At 59.7% G+C, this 25,536-nt stretch carries 27 protein-coding genes and 1 pseudogene; 10 read left to right on the top strand and 18 right to left on the bottom strand.

The window, feature by feature from the left end; genetic code table 11:
• Positions 1-177 precede the first annotated feature (177 nt).
• The gene (locus D8U70_RS25475; protein WP_110645760.1) at positions 178-1,077 is read left to right on the top strand and encodes a LysR family transcriptional regulator; all 900 of its coding nucleotides are present in this window, start codon (positions 178-180) and stop codon (positions 1,075-1,077) included.
• Between the two features lie 14 nt (positions 1,078-1,091).
• Here D8U70_RS25475 and D8U70_RS25470 read toward each other — a convergent pair whose 3' ends face one another.
• A complete protein-coding gene (locus tag D8U70_RS25470) occupies positions 1,092-2,531 on the bottom strand; it encodes an HD domain-containing phosphohydrolase (RefSeq protein WP_130930040.1) in 1,440 nt (479 codons plus the stop codon).
• A gap of 88 nt (positions 2,532-2,619) precedes the next feature.
• On the opposite strand from D8U70_RS25470, the gene D8U70_RS25465 reads away from it, so the two are divergent.
• Positions 2,620-3,393 (top strand): alpha/beta hydrolase, encoded by a 774-nt coding sequence (locus D8U70_RS25465; RefSeq protein ID WP_130930039.1) that lies wholly within the window; start codon positions 2,620-2,622, stop codon positions 3,391-3,393.
• 26 nt (positions 3,394-3,419) lie between these two features.
• Positions 3,420-4,991, top strand: a complete 1,572-nt coding sequence (locus tag D8U70_RS25460; RefSeq protein ID WP_130930038.1) for a GMC family oxidoreductase N-terminal domain-containing protein — start codon at positions 3,420-3,422, stop codon at positions 4,989-4,991.
• Positions 4,992-5,066: 75 nt separating this feature from the next.
• Here D8U70_RS25460 and D8U70_RS25455 read toward each other — a convergent pair whose 3' ends face one another.
• The 5 genes and pseudogenes from D8U70_RS25455 to D8U70_RS25435 form a co-directional block, all read right to left on the bottom strand.
• Positions 5,067-5,480, bottom strand: coding sequence for a PaaI family thioesterase (locus D8U70_RS25455; protein WP_130930068.1), 414 nt, complete (start codon positions 5,478-5,480; stop codon positions 5,067-5,069).
• Positions 5,481-5,549: 69 nt separating this feature from the next.
• Positions 5,550-5,654 (bottom strand): annotated as a pseudogene (locus D8U70_RS28160) (DUF3885 domain-containing protein); the annotation flags it as partial.
• A gap of 531 nt (positions 5,655-6,185) precedes the next feature.
• Positions 6,186-7,127, bottom strand: coding sequence for an AraC family transcriptional regulator (locus D8U70_RS25445; protein ID WP_130930037.1), 942 nt, complete (start codon positions 7,125-7,127; stop codon positions 6,186-6,188).
• A 231-nt stretch (positions 7,128-7,358) separates the two neighbouring features.
• Entirely contained in the window at positions 7,359-8,183 is an 825-nt protein-coding gene (locus tag D8U70_RS25440) for an oxidoreductase (RefSeq protein ID WP_130930036.1), read from the bottom strand.
• Positions 8,184-8,372: 189 nt separating this feature from the next.
• Positions 8,373-8,705, bottom strand: a complete 333-nt coding sequence (locus D8U70_RS25435) for a hypothetical protein (protein ID WP_125916013.1) — start codon at positions 8,703-8,705, stop codon at positions 8,373-8,375.
• Between the two features lie 289 nt (positions 8,706-8,994).
• Between D8U70_RS25435 and D8U70_RS25430 the strand changes: the two genes are divergently transcribed.
• Positions 8,995-9,546, top strand: coding sequence for an arsinothricin resistance N-acetyltransferase ArsN1 family B (locus tag D8U70_RS25430; protein WP_073475408.1), 552 nt, complete (start codon positions 8,995-8,997; stop codon positions 9,544-9,546).
• Positions 9,547-9,574: 28 nt separating this feature from the next.
• Here D8U70_RS25430 and D8U70_RS25425 read toward each other — a convergent pair whose 3' ends face one another.
• The 5 genes from D8U70_RS25425 to D8U70_RS25405 all read right to left on the bottom strand — a co-directional run bounded on the left by D8U70_RS25425 (position 9,575) and on the right by D8U70_RS25405 (position 13,630).
• Entirely contained in the window at positions 9,575-10,648 is a 1,074-nt protein-coding gene (locus D8U70_RS25425; protein ID WP_073475048.1) for an ArsO family NAD(P)H-dependent flavin-containing monooxygenase, read from the bottom strand.
• A 69-nt stretch (positions 10,649-10,717) separates the two neighbouring features.
• Positions 10,718-11,431: an arsenical resistance protein ArsH gene (arsH, locus tag D8U70_RS25420; protein WP_073475046.1), complete on the bottom strand. Its 714-nt coding sequence runs from the start codon at positions 11,429-11,431 to the stop codon at positions 10,718-10,720.
• 47 nt (positions 11,432-11,478) lie between these two features.
• Entirely contained in the window at positions 11,479-11,949 is a 471-nt protein-coding gene (locus tag D8U70_RS25415; protein WP_073475044.1) for an arsenate reductase ArsC, read from the bottom strand.
• Positions 11,950-11,965: 16 nt separating this feature from the next.
• The gene (locus D8U70_RS25410; RefSeq protein ID WP_073475042.1) at positions 11,966-13,249 is read right to left on the bottom strand and encodes an arsenic transporter; all 1,284 of its coding nucleotides are present in this window, start codon (positions 13,247-13,249) and stop codon (positions 11,966-11,968) included.
• A 24-nt stretch (positions 13,250-13,273) separates the two neighbouring features.
• Positions 13,274-13,630: a metalloregulator ArsR/SmtB family transcription factor gene (locus D8U70_RS25405; RefSeq protein WP_122610110.1), complete on the bottom strand. Its 357-nt coding sequence runs from the start codon at positions 13,628-13,630 to the stop codon at positions 13,274-13,276.
• 282 nt (positions 13,631-13,912) lie between these two features.
• On the opposite strand from D8U70_RS25405, the gene D8U70_RS25400 reads away from it, so the two are divergent.
• The gene (locus D8U70_RS25400; protein ID WP_016774345.1) at positions 13,913-14,299 is read left to right on the top strand and encodes a MerR family transcriptional regulator; all 387 of its coding nucleotides are present in this window, start codon (positions 13,913-13,915) and stop codon (positions 14,297-14,299) included.
• Positions 14,300-14,375: 76 nt separating this feature from the next.
• Positions 14,376-14,762, top strand: coding sequence for a carboxymuconolactone decarboxylase family protein (locus tag D8U70_RS25395; protein WP_038861560.1), 387 nt, complete (start codon positions 14,376-14,378; stop codon positions 14,760-14,762).
• 37 nt (positions 14,763-14,799) lie between these two features.
• Here the strand turns inward: D8U70_RS25395 and D8U70_RS25390 are convergent, their stop codons facing one another.
• Complete coding sequence (locus D8U70_RS25390; protein WP_130930035.1) at positions 14,800-15,714, bottom strand: LysR family transcriptional regulator; 915 nt, start codon at positions 15,712-15,714, stop codon at positions 14,800-14,802.
• 156 nt (positions 15,715-15,870) lie between these two features.
• Here D8U70_RS25390 and D8U70_RS25385 point away from each other — a divergent pair, with 156 nt between their 5' ends.
• Positions 15,871-16,881 (top strand): NAD(P)-dependent alcohol dehydrogenase, encoded by a 1,011-nt coding sequence (locus D8U70_RS25385; RefSeq protein WP_130930034.1) that lies wholly within the window; start codon positions 15,871-15,873, stop codon positions 16,879-16,881.
• 48 nt (positions 16,882-16,929) lie between these two features.
• Here the strand turns inward: D8U70_RS25385 and D8U70_RS25380 are convergent, their stop codons facing one another.
• Positions 16,930-17,625: a glutathione S-transferase gene (locus D8U70_RS25380; protein WP_130930033.1), complete on the bottom strand. Its 696-nt coding sequence runs from the start codon at positions 17,623-17,625 to the stop codon at positions 16,930-16,932.
• A 141-nt stretch (positions 17,626-17,766) separates the two neighbouring features.
• Here D8U70_RS25380 and D8U70_RS25375 point away from each other — a divergent pair, with 141 nt between their 5' ends.
• The gene (locus D8U70_RS25375; RefSeq protein ID WP_110645749.1) at positions 17,767-18,342 is read left to right on the top strand and encodes a TetR/AcrR family transcriptional regulator; all 576 of its coding nucleotides are present in this window, start codon (positions 17,767-17,769) and stop codon (positions 18,340-18,342) included.
• Here the strand turns inward: D8U70_RS25375 and D8U70_RS25370 are convergent.
• Positions 18,300-19,283, bottom strand: a complete 984-nt coding sequence (locus tag D8U70_RS25370; RefSeq protein ID WP_241664694.1) for an alpha/beta hydrolase fold domain-containing protein — start codon at positions 19,281-19,283, stop codon at positions 18,300-18,302. The genes D8U70_RS25375 and D8U70_RS25370 overlap by 43 nt on opposite strands.
• Positions 19,280-19,723, bottom strand: a complete 444-nt coding sequence (locus D8U70_RS25365; protein WP_041480509.1) for a TspO/MBR family protein — start codon at positions 19,721-19,723, stop codon at positions 19,280-19,282. Before D8U70_RS25365 ends, D8U70_RS25370 begins: the two co-directional genes overlap by 4 nt.
• 163 nt (positions 19,724-19,886) lie before the next feature.
• Between D8U70_RS25365 and D8U70_RS25360 the strand changes: the two genes are divergently transcribed.
• Positions 19,887-20,123 (top strand): hypothetical protein, encoded by a 237-nt coding sequence (locus tag D8U70_RS25360; protein WP_177433999.1) that lies wholly within the window; start codon positions 19,887-19,889, stop codon positions 20,121-20,123.
• 42 nt (positions 20,124-20,165) lie between these two features.
• Here the strand turns inward: D8U70_RS25360 and D8U70_RS25355 are convergent, their stop codons facing one another.
• Both D8U70_RS25355 and D8U70_RS25350 read right to left on the bottom strand, forming a co-directional pair.
• Positions 20,166-21,077 carry a magnesium transporter CorA family protein gene (locus D8U70_RS25355; protein WP_130930031.1) on the bottom strand — a complete coding sequence of 304 codons (912 nt, stop codon included), beginning with the start codon at positions 21,075-21,077 and terminating at the stop codon, positions 20,166-20,168.
• A 3-nt stretch (positions 21,078-21,080) separates the two neighbouring features.
• Positions 21,081-22,661: a RimK family protein gene (locus D8U70_RS25350; RefSeq protein ID WP_071171957.1), complete on the bottom strand. Its 1,581-nt coding sequence runs from the start codon at positions 22,659-22,661 to the stop codon at positions 21,081-21,083.
• A 94-nt stretch (positions 22,662-22,755) separates the two neighbouring features.
• Here D8U70_RS25350 and D8U70_RS25345 point away from each other — a divergent pair, with 94 nt between their 5' ends.
• Positions 22,756-23,850: a GNAT family N-acetyltransferase/peptidase C39 family protein gene (locus D8U70_RS25345; RefSeq protein ID WP_130930030.1), complete on the top strand. Its 1,095-nt coding sequence runs from the start codon at positions 22,756-22,758 to the stop codon at positions 23,848-23,850.
• A 10-nt stretch (positions 23,851-23,860) separates the two neighbouring features.
• On the opposite strand, the gene D8U70_RS25340 is transcribed toward D8U70_RS25345, so the two are convergent.
• Positions 23,861-25,432: a sensor domain-containing diguanylate cyclase gene (locus tag D8U70_RS25340; RefSeq protein ID WP_130930029.1), complete on the bottom strand. Its 1,572-nt coding sequence runs from the start codon at positions 25,430-25,432 to the stop codon at positions 23,861-23,863.
• Positions 25,433-25,536 lie beyond the last annotated feature (104 nt).

Below are 25,536 nucleotides of genomic sequence, written 5' to 3'. Positions count from 1 at the left end.
TTGCGTCGTAGATTTTGTTCGCATTGTTAACCGTGACATACGTCTGCACGGAGGCGGGAAGTTGAAGGTTCATTGGCTGACTCCTGATTGATGAACTGGAGTCATCTTGCTGCGCCGCAGATAGTTTGTTCAACTGGGACAAACCTTAATGACCTATCCCGAAAAACAGGACAATCCATGGTTCAGGATCGCTTGGCCCTCAATGAACTGGACGCCGTCATAGCCGTGGCGCGAAGGGGGTCGTTTCGCCAGGCCGCCATTGATCTCGACGTCTCCACTACCGCGCTGAGCAACACCATTGCGCAACTGGAAGCGCGCCTCGAATCGCGACTGTTCAACCGCACGACCCGTAGCGTCGCGATCACCGAAGCGGGGAGAGTGTTTCTCGAACAGGTGGGGCCAGCCTTGCAGGATTTGCGTGCGGCACTCGATGCAGTGCGCTCGCAAAACGCCGGACCCTCGGGCACGTTGCGTATCAACGCCTTCGCCAGCGCTGCGCGTTCGGCGCTGCTGCCACTGGTGATCGAGTTTTTGCAGCAGCATCCGAAAGTCCACATTGACCTTGTGACCGAAGGCCGGCTGGTGGATATCGTGGCTGACGGCTTCGATTTCGGCGTGCGCTCGGCAGGCCTGGTGCCCAACGATGTGATTGTGGTGCCTGTCGGCCCGCCGCAACGTTACGCGGTGGTCGGTTCGCCGGGGTATTTTGCACAACACGGCAAACCGCGCACGCCGTCCGAGCTGCTCGGGCATCAATGTATCCGTGTGCGACTACCGAACGGGGCTATTTTCCCCTGGTATTTCGAGCGGGACGGAGAAGTTACCCGTCTTGATGTGAACGGTCCGCTTACGCTGGATGAATCGAGCGTGGTCAAGGTCGCGGTGCAGGCGGGCATGGGGCTGGGCTTTTTCATGGAGCAGGACGTTCGTGACGAAATCCGCACCGGCGAGTTCGTACAGGTACTCAAGGACTGGACCCCGCCCCGAGACAGGTTGTGCCTGTACTACCCGAACCGCCGCAATCCCTCTGCGGCCGCCAGGGCATTCATTGAGTTGGCGCGCGCCAGTCAGGCTTGACCCCGGCACGGTATTCAGGCGATCAAGCCCATCGTCAGCCCCTTCAGAGTGGCGGCTGCACGGGTCGAGCATTGCAATTTGCGAAAGATGCTTTCCATGTGCGTGCGTACCGTGCTCGGACTGATAGCCAACAGTTGCGCGACTTGTTTGTTGCTGGCGCCACGGCTGATCTCCAGAAGAATGCGGCACTCACGGGCTGTCAGCAGCGAAGGCTTGGGTTGCCGCAGGCGGCGCTCGCCACTGGCGGCGGCAATGACCGCTTCGCAGACATCGTTGTCGAACAGGCCACGGCCAGCATCCTGTCTGAGTAGCGTGGCTGCTGCGGCTTCGTCGTGGGCTGTTCGCCATGGCCGGGCTTGCCTCAACGCTACCCAGGCGACCGAGGTGGCGAACAGCCGATGTTCGGCATTCAGTGCATCACCCGCCACGCCGCGAAAATAGCCGCTGCCATCGAGCCGTTCATAAGCGTGGGTGGCTATCTCGGCGGGCGCGGCCAGTTCCATTAACGGCCGGAGCGCCTGTTGCGTCCAGTAAGGCACCAGGCGCACTCGCTCTGCCGCACCGTAGGGCAGCGGCCCTGGGCTATTCCATAGGTGATTGGAAACGGCTGCGCGGCCGAGACCGTAAATCAGCGCGGACTTGCCAATGTTTGCCAAAGTCGGTTCACCCAGCCCCCACAGGCGTGCCGCTTCCACGGCAACATGCGCGACCTGACGTGAATGCCCGGCCAGCCATGGCAGCTTCAAGTCAATGATGTCTCCGACCAAAGTCAGTGAGACATGACGCTGCTCAGGCGCGGCTTCAACTTTTGTGCAAAGCGTTTCCAGATCCGCCAGCCAGGTCTTGGCATTGGCCACCAGCAACGACACCAGCGATGCGGGATAGCGCCGATCCGACTGCTCGCTGATCCAGCGCAGCGCCGCGTCCAGGCCATGGGCGCGGGTGAGAATGTCCAGATCACCGGCCATGACCACCTGATAGGCGACTTCCGGGATATGTTCATGCGCCACGCCGAGCGGTCGGCCAGTGCCGTCGTAGGTTTCGAACACCCGACACAGGCCCGCTTCGACGGCGGTTCCGAGCTGGAGGGTTTTGGCGATTGCACCGGACACTTCACAGTGCACCACGGCCAGCGGGGTTGCCTGATGCACCGCGTTCATCTGCTCACTGCCCAGGGTCAGATCGAGCATTGCGCGGCGACCATCGACGTCGTCGCCCAGCAGGTCGGCAAAGCCTTCGGCGTTGGCTGTGCACCCAGACCAGCGCAGCAAGGCAATCTGCTCTGCAACCTGCAGATGCTCACCGTCGCCGTGGCGTGCCTGCGCGAGCATCCGCGCCAAAGCGGCAACGCGCCGGGAGTGACCGAGCGGTTGCCCCATGCTGAGGTCACCGACCTGGGCGATGGTTGCCAATGCGCCGTCCAGTGAGATGTCCAGTTGCAAGCCACTATCCATGAAAAATGCCCCGGGGTCGGATAATTGACCGATGCCCACATCGCAGGCCGGCCAGCACACTCTGAACTCCCGAACAGGAGCTCATCCAATGAAAACAATCAAATCGAAATTCGCAACCGTCGCCTTTGCCCTGGCCAGTACGTTCATGGCTGGCGCCAGCCACGCGCAGGATACAACGCCTTCGGTGGTGATCGTACACGGCGCCTTCGCCGACGGTTCCGACTGGGCCAAAGTGGTGCCACTGCTGCAAGCCAAAGGCGTGGCCGTTACCGTTGTGCAAAACCCGCTCACCTCGCTGGCCGACGACGTTGCCGCCACGCGCCGCGCGCTGAACAACCAGCAGGGCAAGGTGGTGCTGGTCGGTCACTCCTGGGGTGGCACGGTGATCACCGAGGCTGGCAGCGACCAGAAAGTCAGCGCTCTGGTGTACGTCGCCGCCTTCGCGCCAGAGGCCGGGCAAACCAGTGGCGAACAGGGCAAAGGTGCGCCGACGCCGCCGGGCATCAGTCAGATCAAGGCCGACGGTAACGGCTTCCTCTATCTCACCGCTGAAGGCATGGCCAAGGACTTCGCTCAGGATCTGCCGGCCGCGCAGACCGCCGTCATGACCGCCACGCAAGGGCCGATCAAGGCCTCGGCTTTCGAAGATAAAACCACCGCTTCGGCCTGGAAAACCAAGCCGTCCTGGTACCTGCTCGCTACCGAAGACCGGATGATTCATCCCGACGTCCAGCGGTCTGCCGCCAAGCGCATCGGTGCGACCCTTGCAGAGGTGCACGCCAGCCATGTCCCGCAGCAGTCGCAGCCGGCGCAAGTCGCGGCGGTGATTCTCAAAGCCGTGCACAGCGTTGCTGAACAGTGATCGCGGCATCGAAGGGGAGCGGGCGTATGGACCCTCGAAGCGATCACGACTATGACTTCATTGTCTGTGGTGCCGGCACGTCGGGCTGCGTGGTCGCTGCGCGGCTTGCCGATGAGTCAGGCGCACGGGTTCTGCTGATTGAGGCCGGCGAAGACTATTCGGGCCCCGAGGTGACCGAACCGGCGCAATGGCCGCTGAACCTCGGCTCCACGCGCGACTGGGCATTCGAGGGGCAAGCCGATCCACGCCTCAACGGTCGACGGCTCCCGCTGAGCATGGGCAAGGGGCTCGGCGGAGGTTCGAGCATCAACGTGATGGTCTGGTCGCGCGGCCATCGCGCCGATTGGGAGCATTTTGCTGCCGAGTCTGGCGACCCGGCCTGGGGCTACGCATCGGTGCTCGATTACTACCGCAGGATCGAAAACTGGCAAGGCAGCCCGGACGCCACCCGGCGTGGTTCAGGTGGGCCGGTACATGTCGAACAGCCGGCCACGCCTCAACCCCTTGCGTGGGCAACGCTGGAGGCGGCCAGCGATCTGGGCATCCCCCGATTCGACAGTCCCAATGGCGAGATGATGGAAGGCGCAGGTGGGATCGCTGTCACCGACCTGCGCATCAAACAGGGCAAGCGCGAATCGGTTTACGACGCCTACATCCAGCCAAGGTTGCATTGTCCCGACCTGACGGTGCTGACCGGAGCCTTAGTGACCCGCGTGTTGCTGGTCGGCACCCGGGCCGTCGGTGTCGAAGTGTTGATCGCCGGCGAGCGGCGGCGCTTTCATGCCGCAGCTGAAGTCATCCTGTCCATGGGCGCGGTGCAATCACCGAAAGTGCTCATGCAGTCGGGCATCGGCCCGGCGGATGAACTGCGAAAACACGGCATCGCACCGGTCGTTCATTTACCCGGTGTCGGCGAGAATTTGCAGGATCACCTGGCTTTCGGCTGCACGTGGGAATACCAACAACCCCAAGCGGTCGCTGGCAGCGGATGCGAAACCACCTTGTACTGGAAAAGCGACAGTCGCCTGGAAGCCCCGGATCTGTTGCAGTGCCAGTTGGCATTCGCGGTACCGTCTCCGCCAGAGGTCGCCATCGAGCCGCCGGAGCATGGCTGGACCATGTTCGCCGGGCTGGCCAGACCTGCCAGTCGCGGACGCTTGCGGTTGTCGGGTGCTGGGCCGCTGGATGCACCGATCATTGAGCCGAACTCCCTGAGCGAGCCCGAGGACATGGCCGCAGCCCATGCGTCGATCGAACTGTGCCGCGCACTCGGCAACAGCCAGGCCTTCAATGGGCTGATCAAGCGCGAAGTGGTGCCCGGGCCGAGAGAACACCGCGCTATGGAACAGTTCATCCGCAACTCGGCGATGACCTACTGGCACCTGTCGTGTACGGCAAAAATGGGCCGCGATGCGCTGTCGGTGGTTGACCATCAATTGCGCGTGTACGGGATCGATGGGCTGCGCGTTGCAGATGCCTCGATCATGCCGCGCATTACCGTTGGCAACACGATGGCGCCGTGTGTCGTTATTGGTGAGCGGGCGGCGGATATGCTTCTGGCTGCGTATGGGGTGACGATGGCGAACACAATGCCTTGAAGGTAATGACCGTGCGGGCGGGGCGGCAAATCCCGGCCTGCCGTCCAGCTGGGTCGATGAGTCGAGTCAGTCGATTCAATTCATCGGCACGGCGAACACGGCACTGGCTCGCGCGACCGTTCGCTCACCGACGTGCAGACTGACGCCAGCAAACGCCAGTTGGCGGCCCTTTTTGGAGTGTTCAAGACGCACTTCGAGCCACTCGTTGATTTGCACCGCACCGAGATAATCCAGGGTCATGCTCGCGGTGATCAACGGCTGCGGCGGATCGCTGGAAAAGGCCATGGCGTAGCCCATGCCGACATCGGCCAAAGTCGCCAATACACCACCATGCAAAGTGCCGCGACCATTGGCATGGCGGGAGTCGGTCAGTAGGCCCAACTCCAATTGCAGGCCGTGGCCTCTGGCGTAGATCGGGCCGAGCAGATCCAGCAATGGGCTGCTGCGGGTGAATGGAGTGAAACCTTCGGGAATGGCCGTGGTGTTCATGATCCCATCCTGATGCAGGTGGCTGACCTGTCGTTTCAGCCTGCCGAATGTCGCATCCATCGCTGCTCGGTCATGGTCGAGCAGCCAGGCATAGTGTCGTTGATAAAGCTGCGAAAGCAGTTCGGTATTGGTCCCAACCACATCCATGCCTCGGTCGTCATAGGGAAAGACCATGACTCGCTTGGGCAGATTGAACAGGTAGACAGCACAGTTCGCACGCGGTTGGATAGCACCGAAGTCCTTGGCCAATGCGCACCAGAGTAATGCTTGAATGCTCGCCATAGACGCTTCGAAGGCGACGTTGACCCAATATTCCGGCTCTTCCTCGGTGAACCATTCCTCGTTATCTATTTCTTCGCTCCAGATGCACAGCGCTGATGGAGTATCGATGCCAGCAGATTTAAGGGCGCGAAGAGTGCTGCGGTGGGCGAATCGATTGCGACCGGAATGAATACGCAGACACGCTACAAACGATGCATCCCCTTGGAAAATGTCGCCGCAGATGGTGATGGATTTGCGCATAGCGGTCAGGAATTGCTCGATCATTCCGCCCGTTTCGGAGAGTTCGAAACGCAATCCTCCCGGCCAGGAATAGAAAAGCGGACGGGCGAATGCCTGGGGTCCAAATGCGTTTTCGATCTCAGCTCTCAGATTCACTTTCTTCCCTTCAATGTGGATTTCTGTTTGTTCAAGACGCGGGTGAAGTCAGTGCGAAGACACAAACGGCGAAGCACTCGTCGGTGCCGGAAGCGCATAGGCCTGTTTCATCCACGCCACTTCCGCTAGCGGTGTGCGGCCGAAGAGGCGTTTGAAGTCGCGGCTGAATTGCGAGGCGCTTTCGTAGCCGACCAGAAATGCAGTTTTTGCCGCGGTCAGGTCGTTACGCAGCATCAGCAATCGCGCCTGGTGCAAACGCGTCGATTTCAGGTACTGCATCGGCGAGGAATCGGTAACCTTGCGAAAGTGCAGATGAAAATTCGGCACGCTCATTTGCGCTTCCTCTGCCAGGGTTTCTACGTCGAGATGTTGCTGATAGCAACTGTGGATCTTGTGGATGGCTCGGGTCACTTTGCCGAACTGGCCTTGTTGGGCGATGGCGGCGCGCAGGGTGCCACCTTGTTCGCCGGTGAGGATGCGGTAGTAGAGCTCGCGCAGCATCGCCGGGCCGAGGATTTGCGCGTCGGCATCGTCGCTCATCACTTCAAGAAAACGCAGGGTTGACCGGCGCAGCGGTTCGTCGAGAGGCGAGGCGTACATGCCCATCGGTTGCGCTGTGGGAAATTCCCACCGCTCATCCACTTGCTGAATCAGCTCGCCGGCCAGGGCGAAATCCAGACGCACGTACACCGCGAGCATTGGCTCGGTTTCGCTGGCATCGGTTTCCATGGTGAAGGGTACCGGCACCGACACCACCAGATAATGCTGAGCGTCGTAGACGTAGACTTCATCGCCGAGATAACCGCGTTTACGCCCCTGACAAAGGATCACGATGCCCGGTTCGTACAACACCGGCGTGCGGGTCAGCGGTCGGTTGGAACGCAGGAACCGCACATCGCCCAGCGGGCTCAGGTTGTAACCTTCCAGCGGGGCGAGCTGGCTCATTAGCTGGACCATGCGCGTTGTGAGCGGGTCTTTCGGTTTCGGCATGGGCTGTGGGTTTCCTTGTGAAAAGGCGGGTTTGAACCTGTCTGGCTGATTGGCGGGGTGTCAGACAGAGCCCTCACCCTAGCCCTCTCCCAGAGGGAGAGGGGACTGACCGTGGTGCTTTCTGGTACTACGCCGACCTGTAATATCGTGCCGAACGCGGGGGTTGAATCCACCCGCGATCGGCTCCCTCTCCCTCCGGGAGAGGGCTGGGGTGAGGGTGCTTTTGATCTTTCAGCCATCCGTCGAGCGGCTAAGCGCTGCCCATTGCTCAATACTCTCCGCCGTGCGCTGCAACTTGTCACGCACCAGCGCCAGCGCATCACTGCCCAACAGCAGGTGAGCCGGTGGGTTTGGACTGTCGATGATCGTCAGCATGACCCGTGCAGCTTTCTGCGGATCGCCCAACTGATGGCCACTTTTCTCCTCCCGGGCCTTGCGCACCGGATCGAAGCTTGCGTCGTAGTCACTGATACTGCGCGGTGTGCGCTGCATCGAGCGGCCCGCCCAGTCGGTGCGAAATGACCCCGGCGCCACAGCGGTGACAAAAATATTGAAGGGCGCAAGCTCCTTGCTCAAGGTGTCGGAGATGCCCTCCAGAGCGAACTTGCTGCCGCAGTAGTACGCGATCCCGGGCAAGGTGATATGGCCGCCCATCGAAGTGATATTGAGGATATGCCCCGCGCGGCGCTGGCGGAAATACGGGACAAACGCCTTGGTCACCGCCACCGCGCCGAATACGTTGACGTCGAACTGGCGGCGCATTTCCTGCAGCGATGACTCTTCGAAAATCCCCTCATGGCCATAACCTGCGTTATTGACCAGCACGTCCACCGGGCCGTGACGATCCTCCACAGCCGCAACCACCCCATCGATGGCATCGAACTCGGTAACGTCCAAAACCACCCCATGCGCGCGCTCGGGCGACAGCGCTTCGAAGGCTGCCAGAGCGGATTCACTGCGCACTGTGCCGATAATCCTGTGACCTTGAGCGAGCGCTTCTTTGGCCAGCGCCTGGCCGAAGCCGCTGCTGACACCGGTGATGAAAAGAGTCTTCATGGATCTGTACTCCAGCAGGCAATTGGAGAGGCCATGCTAGGGCCGATAACGCTGGCGGACGATGCCGAATCGGATCGAAGTATTGCCTGTTCCTATCCATAGAGTTTTCGATCAGGTCTTGCCTCAAAAGACGGACAAGTCCTGCAGGTCTCAAACCCGCAGGACTTTTCCTGTCTCGGCAACACGCGCTTAAGCTGCGCGACGACCCGGTGTACGGTCCGATCCATCAGCGGCGAGGGCCTCACCCAGTGGGGTGCGGTCTGAGCCGTCGGCAGCGATGGCCTGGCCTTGTGGGGTCTTGTCATAGCCGTCTTCAACCAGGCCTTGTTCCTCGAGGCGGTTGCGGCCGTTTTCCGCCAGAGCCTGGCCCTGCGGCGTACGTTCCGAGCCATCGGCAGCAACAGTCTGCTGTGGTTCGCTGACCTGGGTGAAGAAACGATCTTCCTGATTGCTCGGTACGGCGAATGCGCTGGCGCTGAGGGCGAAGGTGGCGACGGCGATCAGTTGGCTTACAGTTTTCATGGCGGTGACTCCGGTCAAATTTCGATTGAGGTCCGGGTCGTTCAGATCAGTCTCTGGTTAACCCGTTGCAGTGGTGTGTTCTGCATGGGTTCAGATTAGGGGGCAGGGCGGTGTCGGCGTTAAGCGGATACTGTTCGCAATTTGCCTGATTCTGCTCGCTGAGATGGTTTTACAGACCTTCAGGCTTCAAGGCGAGATTCCGACACTGAATACCGATATTGCATTCGTTGATATTGAAAAGTGGCTTGGAAAAGCTAAGGTTCAGGCTTCCTCTCAAGGACGACCCTCCATGGCTTTGAATATCCGTACGGCGGCGGCAACCGATGCAGATGCCATCCAGCGCATTTATGCCCCAATCGTTCTGAATACTGCGATCTCTTTCGAAGAAACACCGCCGAGCATTACGGAAATTGCGCATAGGATAACTAAGACGCTTCAGACTTATCCCTATCTGGTGGCTGAAGAGCAGGGCGAGATCAAAGGCTATGCATACGCAAGTCAGCATCGCGCACGTCCGGCCTACCGATGGGCCGTTGATGTGACCGTGTACATCGCAGAATCAGTTCGTCGTCAGGGCGTCGGCCGAGAACTTTACGGGACCTTGCTTTCGATTCTCGAAAAGCAGGGATTTCACTCAGCCTACGCTGGGATCGCGCAACCAAATGAAGGCAGCGTGGGCCTGCATGAGTCACTAGGATTCACCCAAATCGGCATGTACCCGGAGGTAGGGTTCAAGCTTGGAAAATGGCACGATGTCGGCTACTGGCGACTCGGCCTGAACCAGGCGACTCCACCGCTGGAGCCAATCATCTTCCCCGAGCTTGAAGTCGCATCACAGTAAGTTCGCGCGAATTTGTCGGCGCGAGCAATCAGGTTCCGCCAGTGAGATAGCTTTGCACTTGCCTGACTACATCCCGGGCGGTGCGGGTTACGCCGATCAATGTGGCAGAAGCGAGCCCCGTCCAGTCGCCGTAACCCACCAGCCACAGATCGGGTACCGCAACGCTTCGGCTTTCGTCCACAATCACTTTGCCATCCCGGCCTACAATGTTCAGGTTGTTCAGGTGATCGAGCGCCGGAGCAAATCCCGTGCACCAGATGACAGCGTCCACCTTTGTCTCGATCCCCGATGACCACACAACCCCTGTCGAAGTAAAGCGCGTGAACGGCCGTACCGCGCTCAACACACCGCGCTCGCGAGCCTCCTTGACTGGTGGCACCATGACAATGTCGCCCAGTCCTCCAACGGGCTGTTGAGGCTCCACGCCATCCTGCTGCGCCTTCAGTCGAGCAGTAGCGCGTTCGAACAGGACGCGTCCATCCACCTCATCAGGTAGGAACGTTGGGGCCTGTTGCGTGACCCAGGTTGCCTGCGCCACTTTGGAGACCTCGGCGTAAATCTGGGCGCCGGAGTTGCCGCCACCGACGACAAGGACGGTTTTACCCGCAAACTCGTTCGGCCCGACGTAATGAGCGGAATGAAGCTGCCTGCCTGCAAACAATGCCTGGCCGGGATAGTCTGGTACGAACGGGCAGCTCCAGGTGCCTGTTGCACTGATAACCGCTTTGGCGTCCCAGTGGTTGTCCTTTGAGATAACACGCAAGCCGCCTTCGATCTTCTCGACACGGGTCACCCGCGTGGAGCGGATGATGGGGAAGTCATACCGGCGCTCGTACTGAGTCAGATATTCGACAACGTCGTCCCGCCCGGGCGTCCCCTCGGACAGGGCCGGCATCGGCCAGCCTGCAATCGAACTCCATGCCGACGGCGAGAAGAGCCGCAGCGAATCCCAGCCATGCCGCCAGGCGCCTCCTGGTCCCGGCTCGGCATCCAGCAGTACGTAAGACAAGCCTGTGCGCTTCAAAAAATAAGCGACAGTCAGCGCGGATTGGCCACCACCAATGACCACGACATCAAGTTTCGAATTCTGACTCACCAGCATCCTCCCGGCGCAAAGGCCTCAACGTGTGAAAGATCGTGGCGCGGCTCATACCGGTTCCGCACACGGGCATCAAATGGAACGCTGGTTGACTCGTCTGGACAGCTCTTCGGCGGATTCCTTGCGCTCGGAATAACGGTCGACCAGGTAATCCTGACGATCGCGCAAGAGCAGCGTGAACTTCATCAATTCTTCCATCACGTCCACCAGGCGGTCGTAGTACGAAGAAGGCTTCATACGTCCGGCCTCATCGAACTCGGTGAACGCCTTGGCCACAGAAGACTGGTTCGGGATGGTGAACATCCGCATCCAGCGGCCAAGTACCCGCAACTGATTGACCACGTTGAAGGACTGCGAGCCGCCGCAGACCTGCATCACAGCAAGGGTTTTGCCTTGCGTAGGTCGTACAGCGCCCAGCGCCAGCGGAACCCAGTCGATCTGCGCTTTGAACACGGCACTCATGGAGCCGTGACGCTCAGGAGAGCACCACACCTGACCCTCTGACCATTGCATCAGCTCGCGCAGTTCCACGACTTTGGGATGCGTGTCGGGTGCGTCATCAGGCAGCGGCAGACCCGCAGGGTCAAAAATCCTGGTTTCGGCGCCAAACTCCTTCAGCAGGCGTGCCGCTTCTTGCGTGACCAGGCGGCTGAATGAGCGCTCTCGCGTCGATCCGTATAGCAGCAGAATGCGAGGCTTATGCTCCGAAGGATTACGAGGCGACAGTTGCTCCAGCGAAGGAATGTCGATCAGTTCGGCATGGACGTTCGGCAATGTGTCTTGCATATAAGCTCCTACGGCGGCGCCTGGTTGGGTGCCGCCTCGGTTGATCTTCAAAGCGAACCGATGCGGTTCAGTTCAGCTTTCAACTGTTCAGCGCTGATGGTCTTCAGTGGCAGCGCAAGAAATGCGCTCACGCGCTCGTGGATTTTGGCGAGTGTGGTTTCAAATGCAGCGGTGATCTCGGCTTCCGACCCGCTAGCCTCAGACGGGTCGGCCAGCCCCCAATGCGCCTTCAGGGCTGGGCCGAAGAAGATCGGGCATGCTTCTCCAGCAGCGCGATCACAGACGGTAATGACGATGTCGGGAGGCGAGCCCTCAAAAGCATCCGAAGCCTTGCTGCTCAAGCCCGCCGTAGAGATGCCCGCCGCCTCCAGCGTTTGCAGTGCCCGTTGATTCACCCGGCCACTGGGAAAGCTTCCCGAGCTGATGGCTTCTAGACCCTCGGGCGCCAAGTGGTTGAAAAGCGCCTCGGACAGAATGCTGCGGCAGCTGTTGTGGGTGCACATGAACAAGATTTTCATCAGACGATTCCTTGATTCAGAAACTTAGGCGCAGTGCCAGGGCGGACAATGTGGCGACGAGGATGGGCAAGGTCAGCACGATCCCGGTCTTGAAGTAGTAACCCCAGCTGATCGTTATGTTTTTCCGGGCGAGCACGTGCAGCCACAACAGCGTGGCCAGGCTCCCGATCGGGGTGATCTTCGGGCCCAGGTCGCAGCCGATGATGTTGGCGTAAACCATCGCTTGCTGGACTACACCGTCGACTTCGGCGGCATGAATGGATAAGGCGCCTACCAGAACGGTGGGCATGTTGTTCATGATCGAAGACAGCAATGCGGTCAGCAGCCCTGTACCAAGGGACGCGCCCCAAACGCCATAACCGGCGAACTCGTTCAGGATCTGCGCGATGTGGTCGGTCAGGCCGGCGTTCTTCAGGCCATAAACAACCAGGTACATACCCAAAGAAAAAATCACCACCTGCCATGGCGCCTCTTTGAGCACCTTGCTTGTGTTGATGGCATGACCACGAGCCGCGATGACATAGAGAATGCAGGCACAGACCGCTGCGATGGCGCTGATTGGCACCCCCAATGGCTCAATGACAAAGAAGCCGATCAGGAGTAGTGCCAGCACCCACCAGCCGGCTACGAAAGTGGCACGGTCATGGATTGCCTCGTCCGGATTGTCCAGTTGGTTGAGGTCATAGGTCTTTGGTAAATCTTTGCGGAAAAACCACAGCAGCATGGCTAATGTCGCCGCCACGCTGACGATGTTTACCGGCACCATGATCGAAGCATATTCGTTGAAGCCGATATTGAAGTAGTCGGCAGAAACAATGTTGACCAGGTTTGAAACCACAAATGGCAAGCTCGCCGTATCTGCGATAAATCCAGCGGCCATGACGAACGCCAACGTCGCGGCGGGAGAAAAACGCAGCGCCAGCAACATCGCGATTACGATGGGAGTGAGGATCAATGCCGCTCCGTCGTTGGCGAACAGCGCCGACACAGCCGCACCCAGCAGGACGATAAATGCGAACAGCCTGCGGGTGCTTCCGCCTCCCCACCGAGCCACGTGCAATGCGGCCCACTTGAAAAAGCCTGCCTCATCAAGCAGCAAACTGATGATGATGACCGCGATGAATGTCCCAGTGGCATTCCAGACGATGCGCCAGACCTCGGGTATGTCTGCAAGGGTAACGACGCCTGCCAGCAGCGCCACGACGGCACCGAGCGTCGCACTCCAGCCAACCCCGAGTCCCTTGGGCTGCCAGATGACAAGGACGATGGTGGCGATAAAGATCAATACGGCAATCAGCATTTCATTAATCCGGTTGGGCGTGAATCAGTTGCACACGGCTTGGTTGATCGGACGGTCGCTCATGCCGCAAAGGCGCTTGGCCTCGGTTTCCAGCCATTGCTGATTGGCGTCTACCACTTCCTTCAAAACTGCAGCCACCCACGCGGGCAAATCAGGATTCACCCGGTAGTACACCCATTGGCCTTGGCGACGATCCAAGAGCAAACCGGCAGAGCGCAGCAGCGCCAGATGACGAGAAATCTTCGGCTGACTCAGGTCGAGCGCTGCCGTCAGCTCGCATACACAGAGTTCACCTTGGCTCACGACAAGCAGGGAAATTTTGGCTCGGGTGTCGTCGGCCAAGCACTTGAACAAGGTGGTGGGGGTCATGGGTTCTGTCATACGTCCTCCAGAAGCTTCTGTCTTGACCAAAACGAAGTGCCTGATGCGCTTGCGGATGTCGTGACGCGTAATGGTGAAAGGCGGCGGCATGATTGCCGAGCAATGGATACGGATAACCGAATATACGCATAGTCATATATCTGGTAAAGCGAATATAACAGCGGTTGAACCGTCGAGACTGATAGCGACGGACCGCGCGGATAGTGCCCGCGGTTTGTCTGATTCCAACTGATTGAAAATAGCCATTGACTTAGAGCGCGCTCAAACCTTTACGGTGATGACATGAATCCAGAACTGACAATTTCAAAGTTGGCCAAGCGCCTTGATTTGAGCGCTCACACGATCCGCTATTACGAGCGCATCGGGCTGTTCGACCCGGTTGGGCGCGGTGGCAATGGCCACCGGGTATACGCCGAGAAGGATGTGCTGTGGGCCGAGTTTCTGCTCCGGCTGAAGGCGACCGGAATGCCGATCCAGCAAATGCTGCGGTATGCCGAATTGCGTCGATCAGGCGACTCGACCCTGGCAGAACGCCGCGAGCTTCTCGAGCAGCATCGCCGGGACGTGCAAGCGCAGATCAGCCAGTTGAGCCAGTCCCTGGAGGTTCTGGATAACAAGATTCAGATCTATCACCAACTCGAGCAAAAGGAGCATCACCATGATCCGTAAACTTCCCGGTCTCAATCGTTTGCTGTCCGCCACATTGATCGGCGCCAGCGTGACCAGTGTGGCAGCGCCGGTGGAGATGACTGATCGTCGAGCGCGCGGAGAAGCCGCTCTGACGCAGATTACTGGCGGACCTGGTCAGGCAGTGGTTGATTCATTGAAGGATACTGCTCCAGAGCTTGCGGACTGGATTCTGAGTTTTGCCTACGGCGATGTCTTCGCCCGCCCCGGCCTCGACCACTGCACTCGTGAGCTGGCAACCGTTGCGGCACTGACCGCACTGGGCAACGCACAGCCACAACTGAAAGTGCATATCGGCGGCGCCCTGAACGTCGGGTGCACACCGGAGGCGGTGGTCGATGTGATCTTGCAAATGACCGTATACGCAGGGTTTCCCAGCGCCTTGAACGGTATAACGGCTGCGCGTGAAGTCTTTGCTGCTCGCGGGATCAGTGTTAAATCCTAGGTGCGCACGCTGCAGAAACTGCGCGATAAAGCCAGATTCAACCTTCCACCCACCCCGCATACAACTGCACAAACCGCACCTGCAGCCATTCGATAAACACCTGCACCTGCGCCGGCAAATGCGTGCGGCTCGGGTACAGCAGCGATACCGGCCGAGGCGTCGGGCGCAGCGGTTGCAGAATTTCCACCAGAGCACCGCTAGCCAAATGCTCGGCGACCGCGATGCCCGGCGCCTGGATAATGCCGAAGCCCGACACGCCACACTGCACGTAAGCGTTCGACTCGGTGACGGTAATGCCTTTGCGGCTGACGTAGCTTTTCTGTTTGCCCTCAACTGAAAACTGCCAGGGCAAGGCGCGGTTGTTCTGGCCCGAGAGAAAGTTCACGCCTTGATGGTTCGCCAGATCTCCAAGCGTTTCCGGCGTGCCGTGCTCGCGCAGGTATTCGGGCGCGGCGCAGGTGACCATGGTCGCCAGGGCGATAGGGCGGGCGATCAGGGTTGAATCGGGTAGCTCTCCGATGCGCAGCGCGCAGTCGATGCCTTCGCCGACCAGATCAACCGCACGATCGGTGACGCCCAGCACCATGTCGATGCCGGGGTAGGTGGCGGTGAATTCGCGCAGGCTCTTGATGAATTCCAGCTGCGCGAACGCAGTGGGTATGTCGATGCGCAGGCGGCCGGACAGCGTGGCTCCGGTGCGATCGAACATTGTGGTGGCGGCGGTGATCTCGGCCAGAATTTCCTGGACCCGCTGATAGAAAAGTTCACCCTCGGCGGTGGGTGCCACTTTCCTCGTAGTGCGCTGGAACAGGCGCACGCCCAGCGATGTTTCCAGTTCCTGAATATAGCGAGTGACCTGCGGCCGGCCGATGTCCAGCGACTCAGCGGCTTTGGTGAAGCTGCCCAGTTCCGCCAGTCGGGCGAACAGGCGCATCGATTGCAGTAATTCCATGACTTCTCGGCAAGTTTCAGCGTATGGATTTATTGCCTGAGGATAGAACAATCATGTCTTTTTCCAAGCATTTATTGCGCTGCTGTAAAAGCCAATCATGGCCCCAAGGCAAACCTGCTGAGGGTTTGCGGCCAATAACGCATTTGGAGACTCACCATGAAAGCGTGGTTACTGAAAGATTTCGGGCTCGACAATCTGCAACTCGGCGAGACGCCAACGCCGCAGCCCAAGGCTGGCGAGCTGTTGGTCAAGGTCGGCGCGGTCTCGCTGAATTTCCGCGACAAGGCCATCGTTGACGGCATCTATGAGCCGCACATGGTGCCAAAACCGTTGATTCCGGTCAGCGATGCCGCCGGCACGGTGGTTGCGATCGGCGACGGCGTGACACGCCTCAAGGTCGGCGACCGGGTCAATTCGCATCTGTACTCGCGCTGGCTTGACGGCGAGCCGGGGCCGAACGAGCCGGATTATTGCTTCGGTTCGCCGCTGCCCGGTGGCCTCGCCGAGTACATGATCATTCACGAGGACAGCGCCGTCGGCGCGCCGGCCAACATGAGCGATGAAGAGGCGGCGACGCTGCCCATCGCCGCACTCACCGCGTGGTACGCACTGGTGGATTTCGGCGCTATTCAACCGGGCCAGACCGTGTTGGTACAGGGCACCGGCGGCGTATCGATCTTCGCCGTGCAGATCGCCACCGCGCTGGGCGCCAAAGTCATCGCAACCTCAAGCAGCGATGACAATCTGCACGCGGTAAAGCGTCTGGGCGCGATCGCCGGTATCAACTACCGCAGCACGCCGAACTGGGCGGACGAGGTGCTGAAACTCACCGAGGGCAAGGGTGTGGATCTGCTCCTTGATGTGGCGGGAGGCAATGGCATCAATCAGTCGGTAGCAGCGACCAAGGCCTCGGGGCGGATTGCGCAGATTGGCTTTCTGACAGGGCAGACCGTCGAGCTGAACCTGATGCCGCTGATCTTCCGCCAGACCACCATTCGCGGCATTGCGGTGGCACCGCGTTCATCTTTCGACCGGATGAACGTGTTCCTCGCCGAGCACGACATTCGCCCGGTGATCGACCATGTCTATCCGTTCGAACAGGCGCGCGAGGCCTATGAGCATCTGGCGAAAGGGGCGTTTGGCAAGGTTGTGATCAAGGTAGGCTGACAACGAAAAAGGCGCCGATCAAGGCGCCTTTTTTGCTGGTCTGGTTTTTTACGGCTCGCCTCGCTCAACCATCGCGCGCCATTGCTGCACACTCGGACGTTGCTGCATGCGCGCGTGCCATTCGCGCAGTGCCGTGCAGTCTTCCGGGACTTCCAGCTCAACCAGCGCCGAGAAGATCATCCCGCCCAACACGGCGATGTCCGCCATGGAAAAACTGGTGCCGGCCACGAACGGCTGCTGACGCAGCAAGTAGTCGAAATAGCGCATGCCGCGCACAGCCTTGTCCCGCATGCGCATGCCCCATTCAGCGTTCTGGTACAGCTCCACTTCCGGGCCGAGTCCCGGGGTTGCATGGTGGAAATACACGCTGACGGCATCGAGAAATTCAATCTCGGCACGCTTGGTCAGCATGTGGATCCGTCCTTGCTCAACCGGTGTGCGGCCCGTGAGCAGGGGGTTGCCGTCGAGGACGTCCAGGTATTGCGTGATGGCCGTGCATTCGGCGAGCAGCGTGCCGTCTTCCAGCTCCAGCACTGGTAGCGTTCCGGAGTAGTTCAAGCGCAAAAACTCGGGGTTCTTGTGTTCGCCTTTCCACAGATTTACCGAGACGAATTCGGTGCGGGCCAATAGCGATTTTTCCGCCAGGGCGATGCGCACGCGGGCCGGGTAGGGGCCGTTGTACCAGTCGTAGATTTTCAATGCGGAAATGGAGTGAGCGTCGTTTTGAGTCGAGTTAGCGGTCATTTCAGTTGCCCTGCCTGTCAGTTGGTAGGCAAAGACTGCGGCCAGAATTTATTCCTGTCAATCCCCTACCTGCCAATTGGCAGGTAAATCTTTCGCGGGTACACTTCGCCCCATTGACCGATAGTCATCGAGGACACAGACATGAGCGTGAACGCACGCGAAGCGATTCTGGACGCCGCCAAAACAGCGGCGCAGACCCACGGCTACAACGGCATCAACTTCCGTAGCATTGGTGAAGTGGTGGGTATCAAGAACGCCAGCATCTACTACCACTTTCCCAGCAAGGCCGACCTCGGCGCGGCAGTCGCCGAGCGTTACTGGCAAGACGCGGCCAAGGCGCTGGACGACATTCGTGAGGCCAATCCCGAGCCGCAACAATCCCTGAAGTTGTACCCGTCGATCTTCCGCACTTCGCTGGAAAGCGGTAATCGGCTGTGTCTCGTCAGCTTCATGGCTGCCGAATATCAGGATCTGCCAGACCCGGTGAAGGACCAGGTGAAGAAGTTCGCAGAGGTCAATATCGAGTGGCTGACCCAGGTGTTGATCGCTGCAGGAGCTGCCGACGAAGACAGCTGCGAGGCGCGGGCGCGGGCGATTTACGCTGCGGTGGCTGGTGCGCAGTTGATTGCACGCAGCCGAGGGGATATTGCGTTGTTTGATGAGTTGATCGGCAGCTACGAAAGCGCCGGGCTGATTTCGGCGGATTTCGCTGAGTAGCTTGCCACTTGCGCTGAAATCCACTTGCGGCTGTAAGCCAGCACATGGTCAGCAGTGGCGGTGGGGAAGTGGATGAAGCCATGCGGACACTCCGGCAGCACGTACATCTCCACCGGCGCCGCGTGTTGCCAGTGCTCAGCAATGAGCCGCGTGTCATCCAGCAGCGGATCGAGGTCGCCGGCAAACAGCAGCGCTGGTGGCAGTCCGCTGAAATCGCCGTATAGCGGCGACAGCGGTGGCTGGCGTCGTTGTTCGTCGCTGATATCCGGCGTGAGCAGGCGCAACGCTTCGACCATGCCGGGGCCGTCGAGCACCAGAGTATCGGCGGGCGCGGTGCGCACGCTGGGTGTGCCGGTCAGGTCGTAGACGCCGTAATACAGCAGCGCGCCGCAGATCCGTTGCAGCCGTTGCGGCGAAGATTTGAGCGCGAGGAGGGTGGCCGCCGCCAGATGTCCGCCGGCCGATTCACCGACGACGACCACGGGCAGTCCGGCAAATTCGCCATCGTTCAAGATGCCGCGAGTCGCGCGCAGACAGTCGTCCAGCAAGCCCTCGATTGGCGTCGACACGGCCAGCCGATAATCAACCGACACCACCGCCACGTCGCAGGCGTTGACGATGGCGATGTTGAAGTTGTCGTTCATCTGCGCATTGCCGATCACCCAGCCGCCACCATGGAAATCCAGCACCACGCCTCTGGCTTTGCCCTTGGGGCGGATGATGCGCACGGGCACCGTGTCGATGATCTTCCGTTCGGCGGTCAGCCCATGCTGGCGCAGCTTGCCGTCGCCGCCGAGCTGACCCGCCCGCAGCAACGCCTGAATCAGCCGTGGGGTGAGGCGATTGCGGATCTTGAAACGCGGCAGCCAGGCGAGCTTTTTGTTGAACGCGCGAACCTGTGCCAGCTCGCGCTCGCCTTGCGGCCATGGGAAGTCGCTCACAGACGATTCTTCATCAGGATCGAGCAGTTCAATGCCGCCGCGACGCATAGCCACGCCAGATACGGGAACAGAATCAGCCCGGTGACCACGTCCAGTTGCAGGGCGAGCACGACCATCACCGCGACCACCACCCACAACACCGCCAGAATCACCAGCGCCGCCAGCACCTGATGCGCGCCGAAGAACACCGGCGTCCACAGCGTGTTGAGGGCGATTTGCGCAGCCCACAAGGCCAGCACCGTTTGGCTGCCGGGGATCAGGCTCAAGCGATAACCGGCCCAGGCCAGCAGCAGGTAGATGATCGTCCACGCTACGGGAAAGGCCCAGTTAGGCGGGGTGAAAGAGGGTTTGGTCAGCGATTCGTACCACGGGCCGGGTTTGAACATCACGCCAGTGGTTGCCGCCGCCGCGCAGGCCAGAAGGAAGATGAAAAAGGTCATTGCCAGTCCTTAGCTGTGATCAGCTGTTATGGAGAGTTAAGAAGAGGACGCTTCGCTGCGCAAAAAGTTTGTTTGCAAACGCAAAATGGCAGTCAGGTTGAACTAAAAGCTGACCGTCGCGTCAGGATAAACACTGCCTTTTCTCACCGACGCGGACGACAACATGTACACCTATCACATCGAATACCGTTTCAATGGCGAGCCTCGTACTTATCTGCTCGAACTCAAGGAAGCGCAACTGGCCGAGCACGACGCGGCGATGCATCTGCTGGAACTGCATCTGGGCGATGCGGAAAACAGCCTGGTCATGCCCACGGCGGATTCGACGCCAGAGCAGACTCTCGAGCAGGCCGAGCGGGTAGGGATTACACATATCCGGGTGGTCAGCCGGACCAATTGACGCCCGCATGCGGCGCAGGCGTTAGCAGAATGTGCTCTGAATTCAGGCCATGCGCCGCAATACCAGCACCATCCCCGCGCCCACGAGGCCCATGCAGGCGATCAGCACGGGAAAGGACATCCACCAGGGAACGCCGGACGTCATCATGCTGAACTCCGACATGCCACCGATGCTGGCGATCAGGTTCAAGGGAAGGAATACGACGTTGATCAGCGTCAGCTTGCGCAGCGCCCGGTTCATGCTGTTGTTGGCAAGGTTGCCGTGGGATTCGATGAGGTTGGCGAACACCTTGGCGTGAATTCTGGCCTGCTGGAAGCTTTGTTCGTTTTCCACGATCAGGTCATTCAGCGCAGCCAGTTGACCGTCGCTGAAGCCCTGACGCTGACCGTGGTTGCGCAGCAGGGTCAGCACCGCTCCGTTACTTTGAATCGCATTGACGTAGTACACGAGGCTTTCGCTCAGGTTGTACATCTGCGCCAATTGCTGATTGTCCATCGCCCGGGTGAACTGCTGTTGGATCTCCCGAGCGATCTGTTTGACCACGCGCAAATGCCCGAGATAGTGATGAACGCTTTCAGCGAGTAACGCCATCAGCACGTCCAGTGGCCCGGTCATTTGCGCATCGTGCTCAAGACCCGAGAGCAGCGAGTTGCTCGCACAAATGACCACCAAGCGTTTTTCGCTCAGCACCACGCCGAAGGACGAAACGTTGAATGCGCGCCCGTCGAAGCTTTCCGGGCGCTTCCAGATCATAAACAGGTGATCTGGCTTGACCTCGATGCGGGCCACTTCGTCAGGGTCCAGCGACGACTCTATCGCTTGTGGGCCAATGCCCAGGAGTCTGTGCAGATCCAGTTGCTCGGCTGCGTCCGGGGCGACACACAGCCAGACAGTCGCCTGTTCTCCAGATGTACTGTGCAGGGCGCCGCAATCAATGCAATAGCCTTCAATCATTGCTCACCACGCTTGGCCACGGTGTTTGAGCTCGAGCCTTTGCGTGAACGCTTGCAGCACGCGCCGATAAAGTTCGTCGCCCAGCACCGCGTCTTCGATACCCGCATCGAGGTTGGGGTTGTCGTTCACTTCGATGACCAGGACCCGATCGCCCGCCTGCTTGAGGTCGACGCCGTAGAGGCCGTCGCCGATCAGTCGAGCCGTCTGTACGGCGAGCTGCACGACTGCCGGCGGAGCTTGCTCGACGGGCACCGCCTCGCACATCCCGTTGATCTCGCCGGGCAGCGCCTTGTGGTTGTAAATCTGCCAATGCCCCTTGGACATGAAGTATCTGCAGGCATACAGCGCCTCGCCATTGAGCACGCCGACGCGCCAGTCGTATTCGGTGTAGCAGTACTCCTGCGCGAGCAGCAGCACCGAGTGTTCGAATAACTCCTGCGCGGCAGTGGCCAGCGCTTGTGCATCGGCGACTTTGATCACACCCCGTGAAAAGCAGCCATCGGGGATTTTCAGTACCAACGGGAAACCTAGGCGACGCCCTGCGTTTTCGAGTTCCTGCGGACGATCCTTATAGAGGATTTCCGTTGCCGGCATGCCCAGCCCGCGACGCTTGAGCAGGTCGGCCAGATAGACCTTGTTGGTGCAGCGCAGGATCGACGACGGATCGTCAATCACCACAAGGCCTTCGCTTTCAGCCTTCTTGGCAAACCGATAGGTGTGATCATCCACTCGCGTGGTTTCGCGGATGAACAGCGCGTCGAATTCGGCGAGACGCGCGTAGTCCTTTTTCTCGATCAGTTCGACATCGATACCCAGCTGTTCGCCTGCCGCGATGAAGCGCTGCAATGCCTCGGGGTTAGACGGCGGCAGGGCTTCGTCAGGATCATGCAGGATGGCCAGGTCGTAGCGGGCCACGCGTTTGGAAGCGGGCTGACGCCACGTTCTGCGATTGAAGGCATCCAGTGCGTCAGCGAAGACATGCTGCTGTTCGTCGCGAAGCTTGTGCAGCGCTCCGGCTTTGATGCCTGCGATCTGCCAGCTCTCACCACGGCGGAATTCCACCAGCAGGATAGGGCAGGGGAACGCCTCGAACAGTTGACGGCCGATCTCTTGCAGCGGCTCGATCGAGGCCTTGCCGAAGTACAGCGACAGCGTGAACGCCTCGGTTTCGCCGTATGGATGATTAGCCAGCGCCCGCTCCAGGGTGCGTTGCAGATCATTCAGCCCGACCCCGTAAAGCGCTTTGCGCGCCAGCTCGCTGACGGTGCGCACCGACGGAAAAACCTTGTGCCCGCGCGCCTCGGCGAGCAATGAGCAGTAATAGCCCTGACCGAGGTATTTGTAATTGCGGCAGAGGTTGATGACCTGGGTGCGATGAGGAAAATCATCGCTGTGTTCAAGGTAATCCTGAGCGAGCATCAGGCTCTCGCTGGGCAGGTAATCGGCCCAGTCATCTTTGCGTTCGACCAGTATGAGCAATCGACTTCCCGAGGGCTTGATACTGGGAGGTTCCTCGCTGAGGGAGATTGTCGAATGCTCAGTTTTGTCTAATACTTCGTTCACGTTGGCTTGCACCGCTGACATGAGTAATGAATCCCTGTTGAAGAAGACGCCGCTTCAATAAATCACGGGCCTTTCGGTCTGTCCCGGTTCGTTACTCAAACTTTACGGTGCGGTCATGTCTTTTGATTTTCGCTTTGCATCCACTGACGATATCGACGATCTGGTCGAATTGGAGCGGGTGTGTTTTACCCTCGACCGGTTGAATCAGCGCAACTTCAGCTGGATGCTCAGTCGAGCCAATGCCGCGTTGATTGTCGTCACCTCGGGCGCAATCCTCTGCGGTTATGCACTGGTGCTTTTTCACCGTGGCACCTCACTTGGACGCCTGTATTCGATTGCCGTCAGCCCCGCGTGGCGCGGACATGAGCTTGGCCAGCGTCTGCTGGAAGAGGCCCAGGCCTGTGCATTGGCGCGCAACTGCGCATGGCTGCGTCTGGAGGTGCGCGCTGACAACAGCGCTGCCATCCGCCTCTACGAAGCCAACGGCTACCAGCGCTTTGCCAGCGTCGAGGACTACTACGAGGACCACTGCGAGGCGTTGCGCTACGAGAAACGCATCCTGCGCGAAACACCGGCGCCCGCGCGCCAAGTGCCGTATTACCAGCAGACCACCGAGTTCACCTGCGGCGCCGCGTGCTTGCTGATGGCCATGTCTGCCATCGATCCGAGCCGCGCAATGACCCGAGCGGAGGAAATCCAGCTATGGCGCGAGGCAACCACCATTTTCATGACGGCGGGGCACGGTGGCTGTAGTCCTCAGGGTCTGGCATTGGCGGCCTGGCGGCGCGGTTTCGATGTGCGCCTTGAGGTCAGTCACGCGGGCTCGCTTTTTCTTCACGGCGTACGCAGCACGGAGAAGAAGTCGATCATGAAACTGGTCGAGGACGGCTTTGCCCAAGACCTGGCGGCCACGCAAGTCGAGCAGGTGCTGGGTGAATATCTGCAGATCGGCGAGGCGTTGGCGGCCGGATACAAACCGCTGGTGCTGATCAGCAGCTACCGATTCACCCGCTTGAAAGCGCCGCATTGGGTCATCATCACCGGGTGTGACGAGGACTTCGTTTACTTGCATGATCCTGATGTCGACCACAGCAAACTCAAGCGCGGCCTGGACTGCCAGCACTTGCCGGTCAGTCACCAGGAATTTCTGCGCATGACGGTGTTTGGCGTCCAGCGGGTTCGCGCTGCCGTGATGCTGCGCTGCCGTTGAGGAACGGTGGCTAGGCGCCGAGCACTTCCTCGCCGATACAGTAGCGATCCCTGCCTTTCTGCTTCGCGGCATACAGCAGTTTGTCAGCCGACTCGATAAGAGTGGCGGGGCTCACTTCATGTTCGGCCGGCTTGCCAACCGCAATACCTGCGCTGGCGGTGACGTGACCCAGCGGATGGGCTTTGTGCTCCATCCGCAAGGATCGAATGGCCTCGAGTATTTCCTCAGCCACAAGCGCCGCCCCGCGAATATCGGTGTTGGGCAGCAGCACGGAAAACTCCTCGCCGCCATAGCGCACGGCCAGATCACCCGGCCGTTTTACTGCTTGCGCAATCGCTTGGCCGACGGCGCTCAGGCAATCGTCACCCGCCGCGTGCCCGTAGCTGTCGTTGTAGAGCTTGAAGTGATCGACATCGATCATGATCAGTGAGATCGACGAACCCTGGCGTCTGGCCAGGCGAATTTCGTCAACCAAGGCAGTGTCCAGTCGCCGACGGTTGGCCAGTCCGGTCAGGCTGTCGGTCAAGGCCATGTCCTTCATGGCCTGATGTGCACGGCGCAAGTCCTTTTCCATCACCATGCGTTGACGCAGTTGCCTCAAGACAATCAATCCGAAGACCGTGAACGCAGTAATCACCGACATCAACACGAAACCGGTTTTGATCAGGTCCCAGCGCCACGGCGCAATGATCGATTCGCGGGAAAGGCCGGTTTCGACCACCAGCGGATAGGTGCTCAAAGCTCTGTAACCATACAGACGCTGGGTGCCGTCGACGACCGCTCGGACCTCGGCGATCCCTTGACTGGAAAAGGGCAGGTAGTTCTTGAACACCTCACTGTCGGCGAGGCTCTGACCGATGACCGAAGCGATGAAGGGACGACGCACGAGGATGGTGCCGTTGCGCAACGCCAGCACCAGGGCACCCTTGTCGTCGATCTTGAAATCGCCGTAATAGTCGACGAAATAACTGACCTTGATCGTCCCCAGCAGCACGCCGGCGAAGGAGCCGTCCGGGTTATTCAAGCGGCGGGAAATCGGGATGATCAGGTCGTCTGTGGATTTGCTCTTGACGACATCACCGATACGCACGTTTCGATCAGTGTTGGCGCGGTGATATTGGAAGTAGTCGCGGTCGGCGTTGTTCGCCGGGTCCGGGATCATTTCCTTGTCGGTGACGATCCATTTGCCGTCCGGGCCGTAGATAAACAGCCCATGCAACTGCGGCATCAAACTGGCTTGCTGGACCAGCAAGTTGTGGATGCGCGGCACGTCGATGTTTTGCAAGCCATCACCTTCGACGCGCTCGCCCAGGGCGGCGGTCAGCACATCGACCTGGCGGATGGCATCTTCGGCATGTTGCGCGGTTGCCCGCGCGAGGTTGGTGACCGAATCACGCGCCGACGAGAAGGCTGCATGATAGTCACGCCAGGTTCGCCAGCCCTCCACGCCGAGAAACGTCAGAATGACCGTCAGCATGAAGATGACTGTCAGGCGGAAAGCGGCGATCTCGCTGGCAGCTTTGATGGGAGCGGTTTGTGCGGCGTCATGCCCCCGGGTTTTGGGCATCTTACGACCGAGCATTTGAGGGTCCTTATGCTTGTCATCTCTCATCTCTTGAAAGATGACCATCCTTTTCCACCTGGAATTCAATTTACTGCCTTGGCCAGGCGGTCGCGATTGGATCG

Origin of the sequence: Pseudomonas sp. Sample_20 (assembly GCF_004307585.1) — a bacterium.
Classification (GTDB): Bacteria; Pseudomonadota; Gammaproteobacteria; order Pseudomonadales; family Pseudomonadaceae; genus Aquipseudomonas; species Aquipseudomonas atacamensis.
This window is presented reverse-complemented; position numbering and strand designations above follow the sequence as displayed.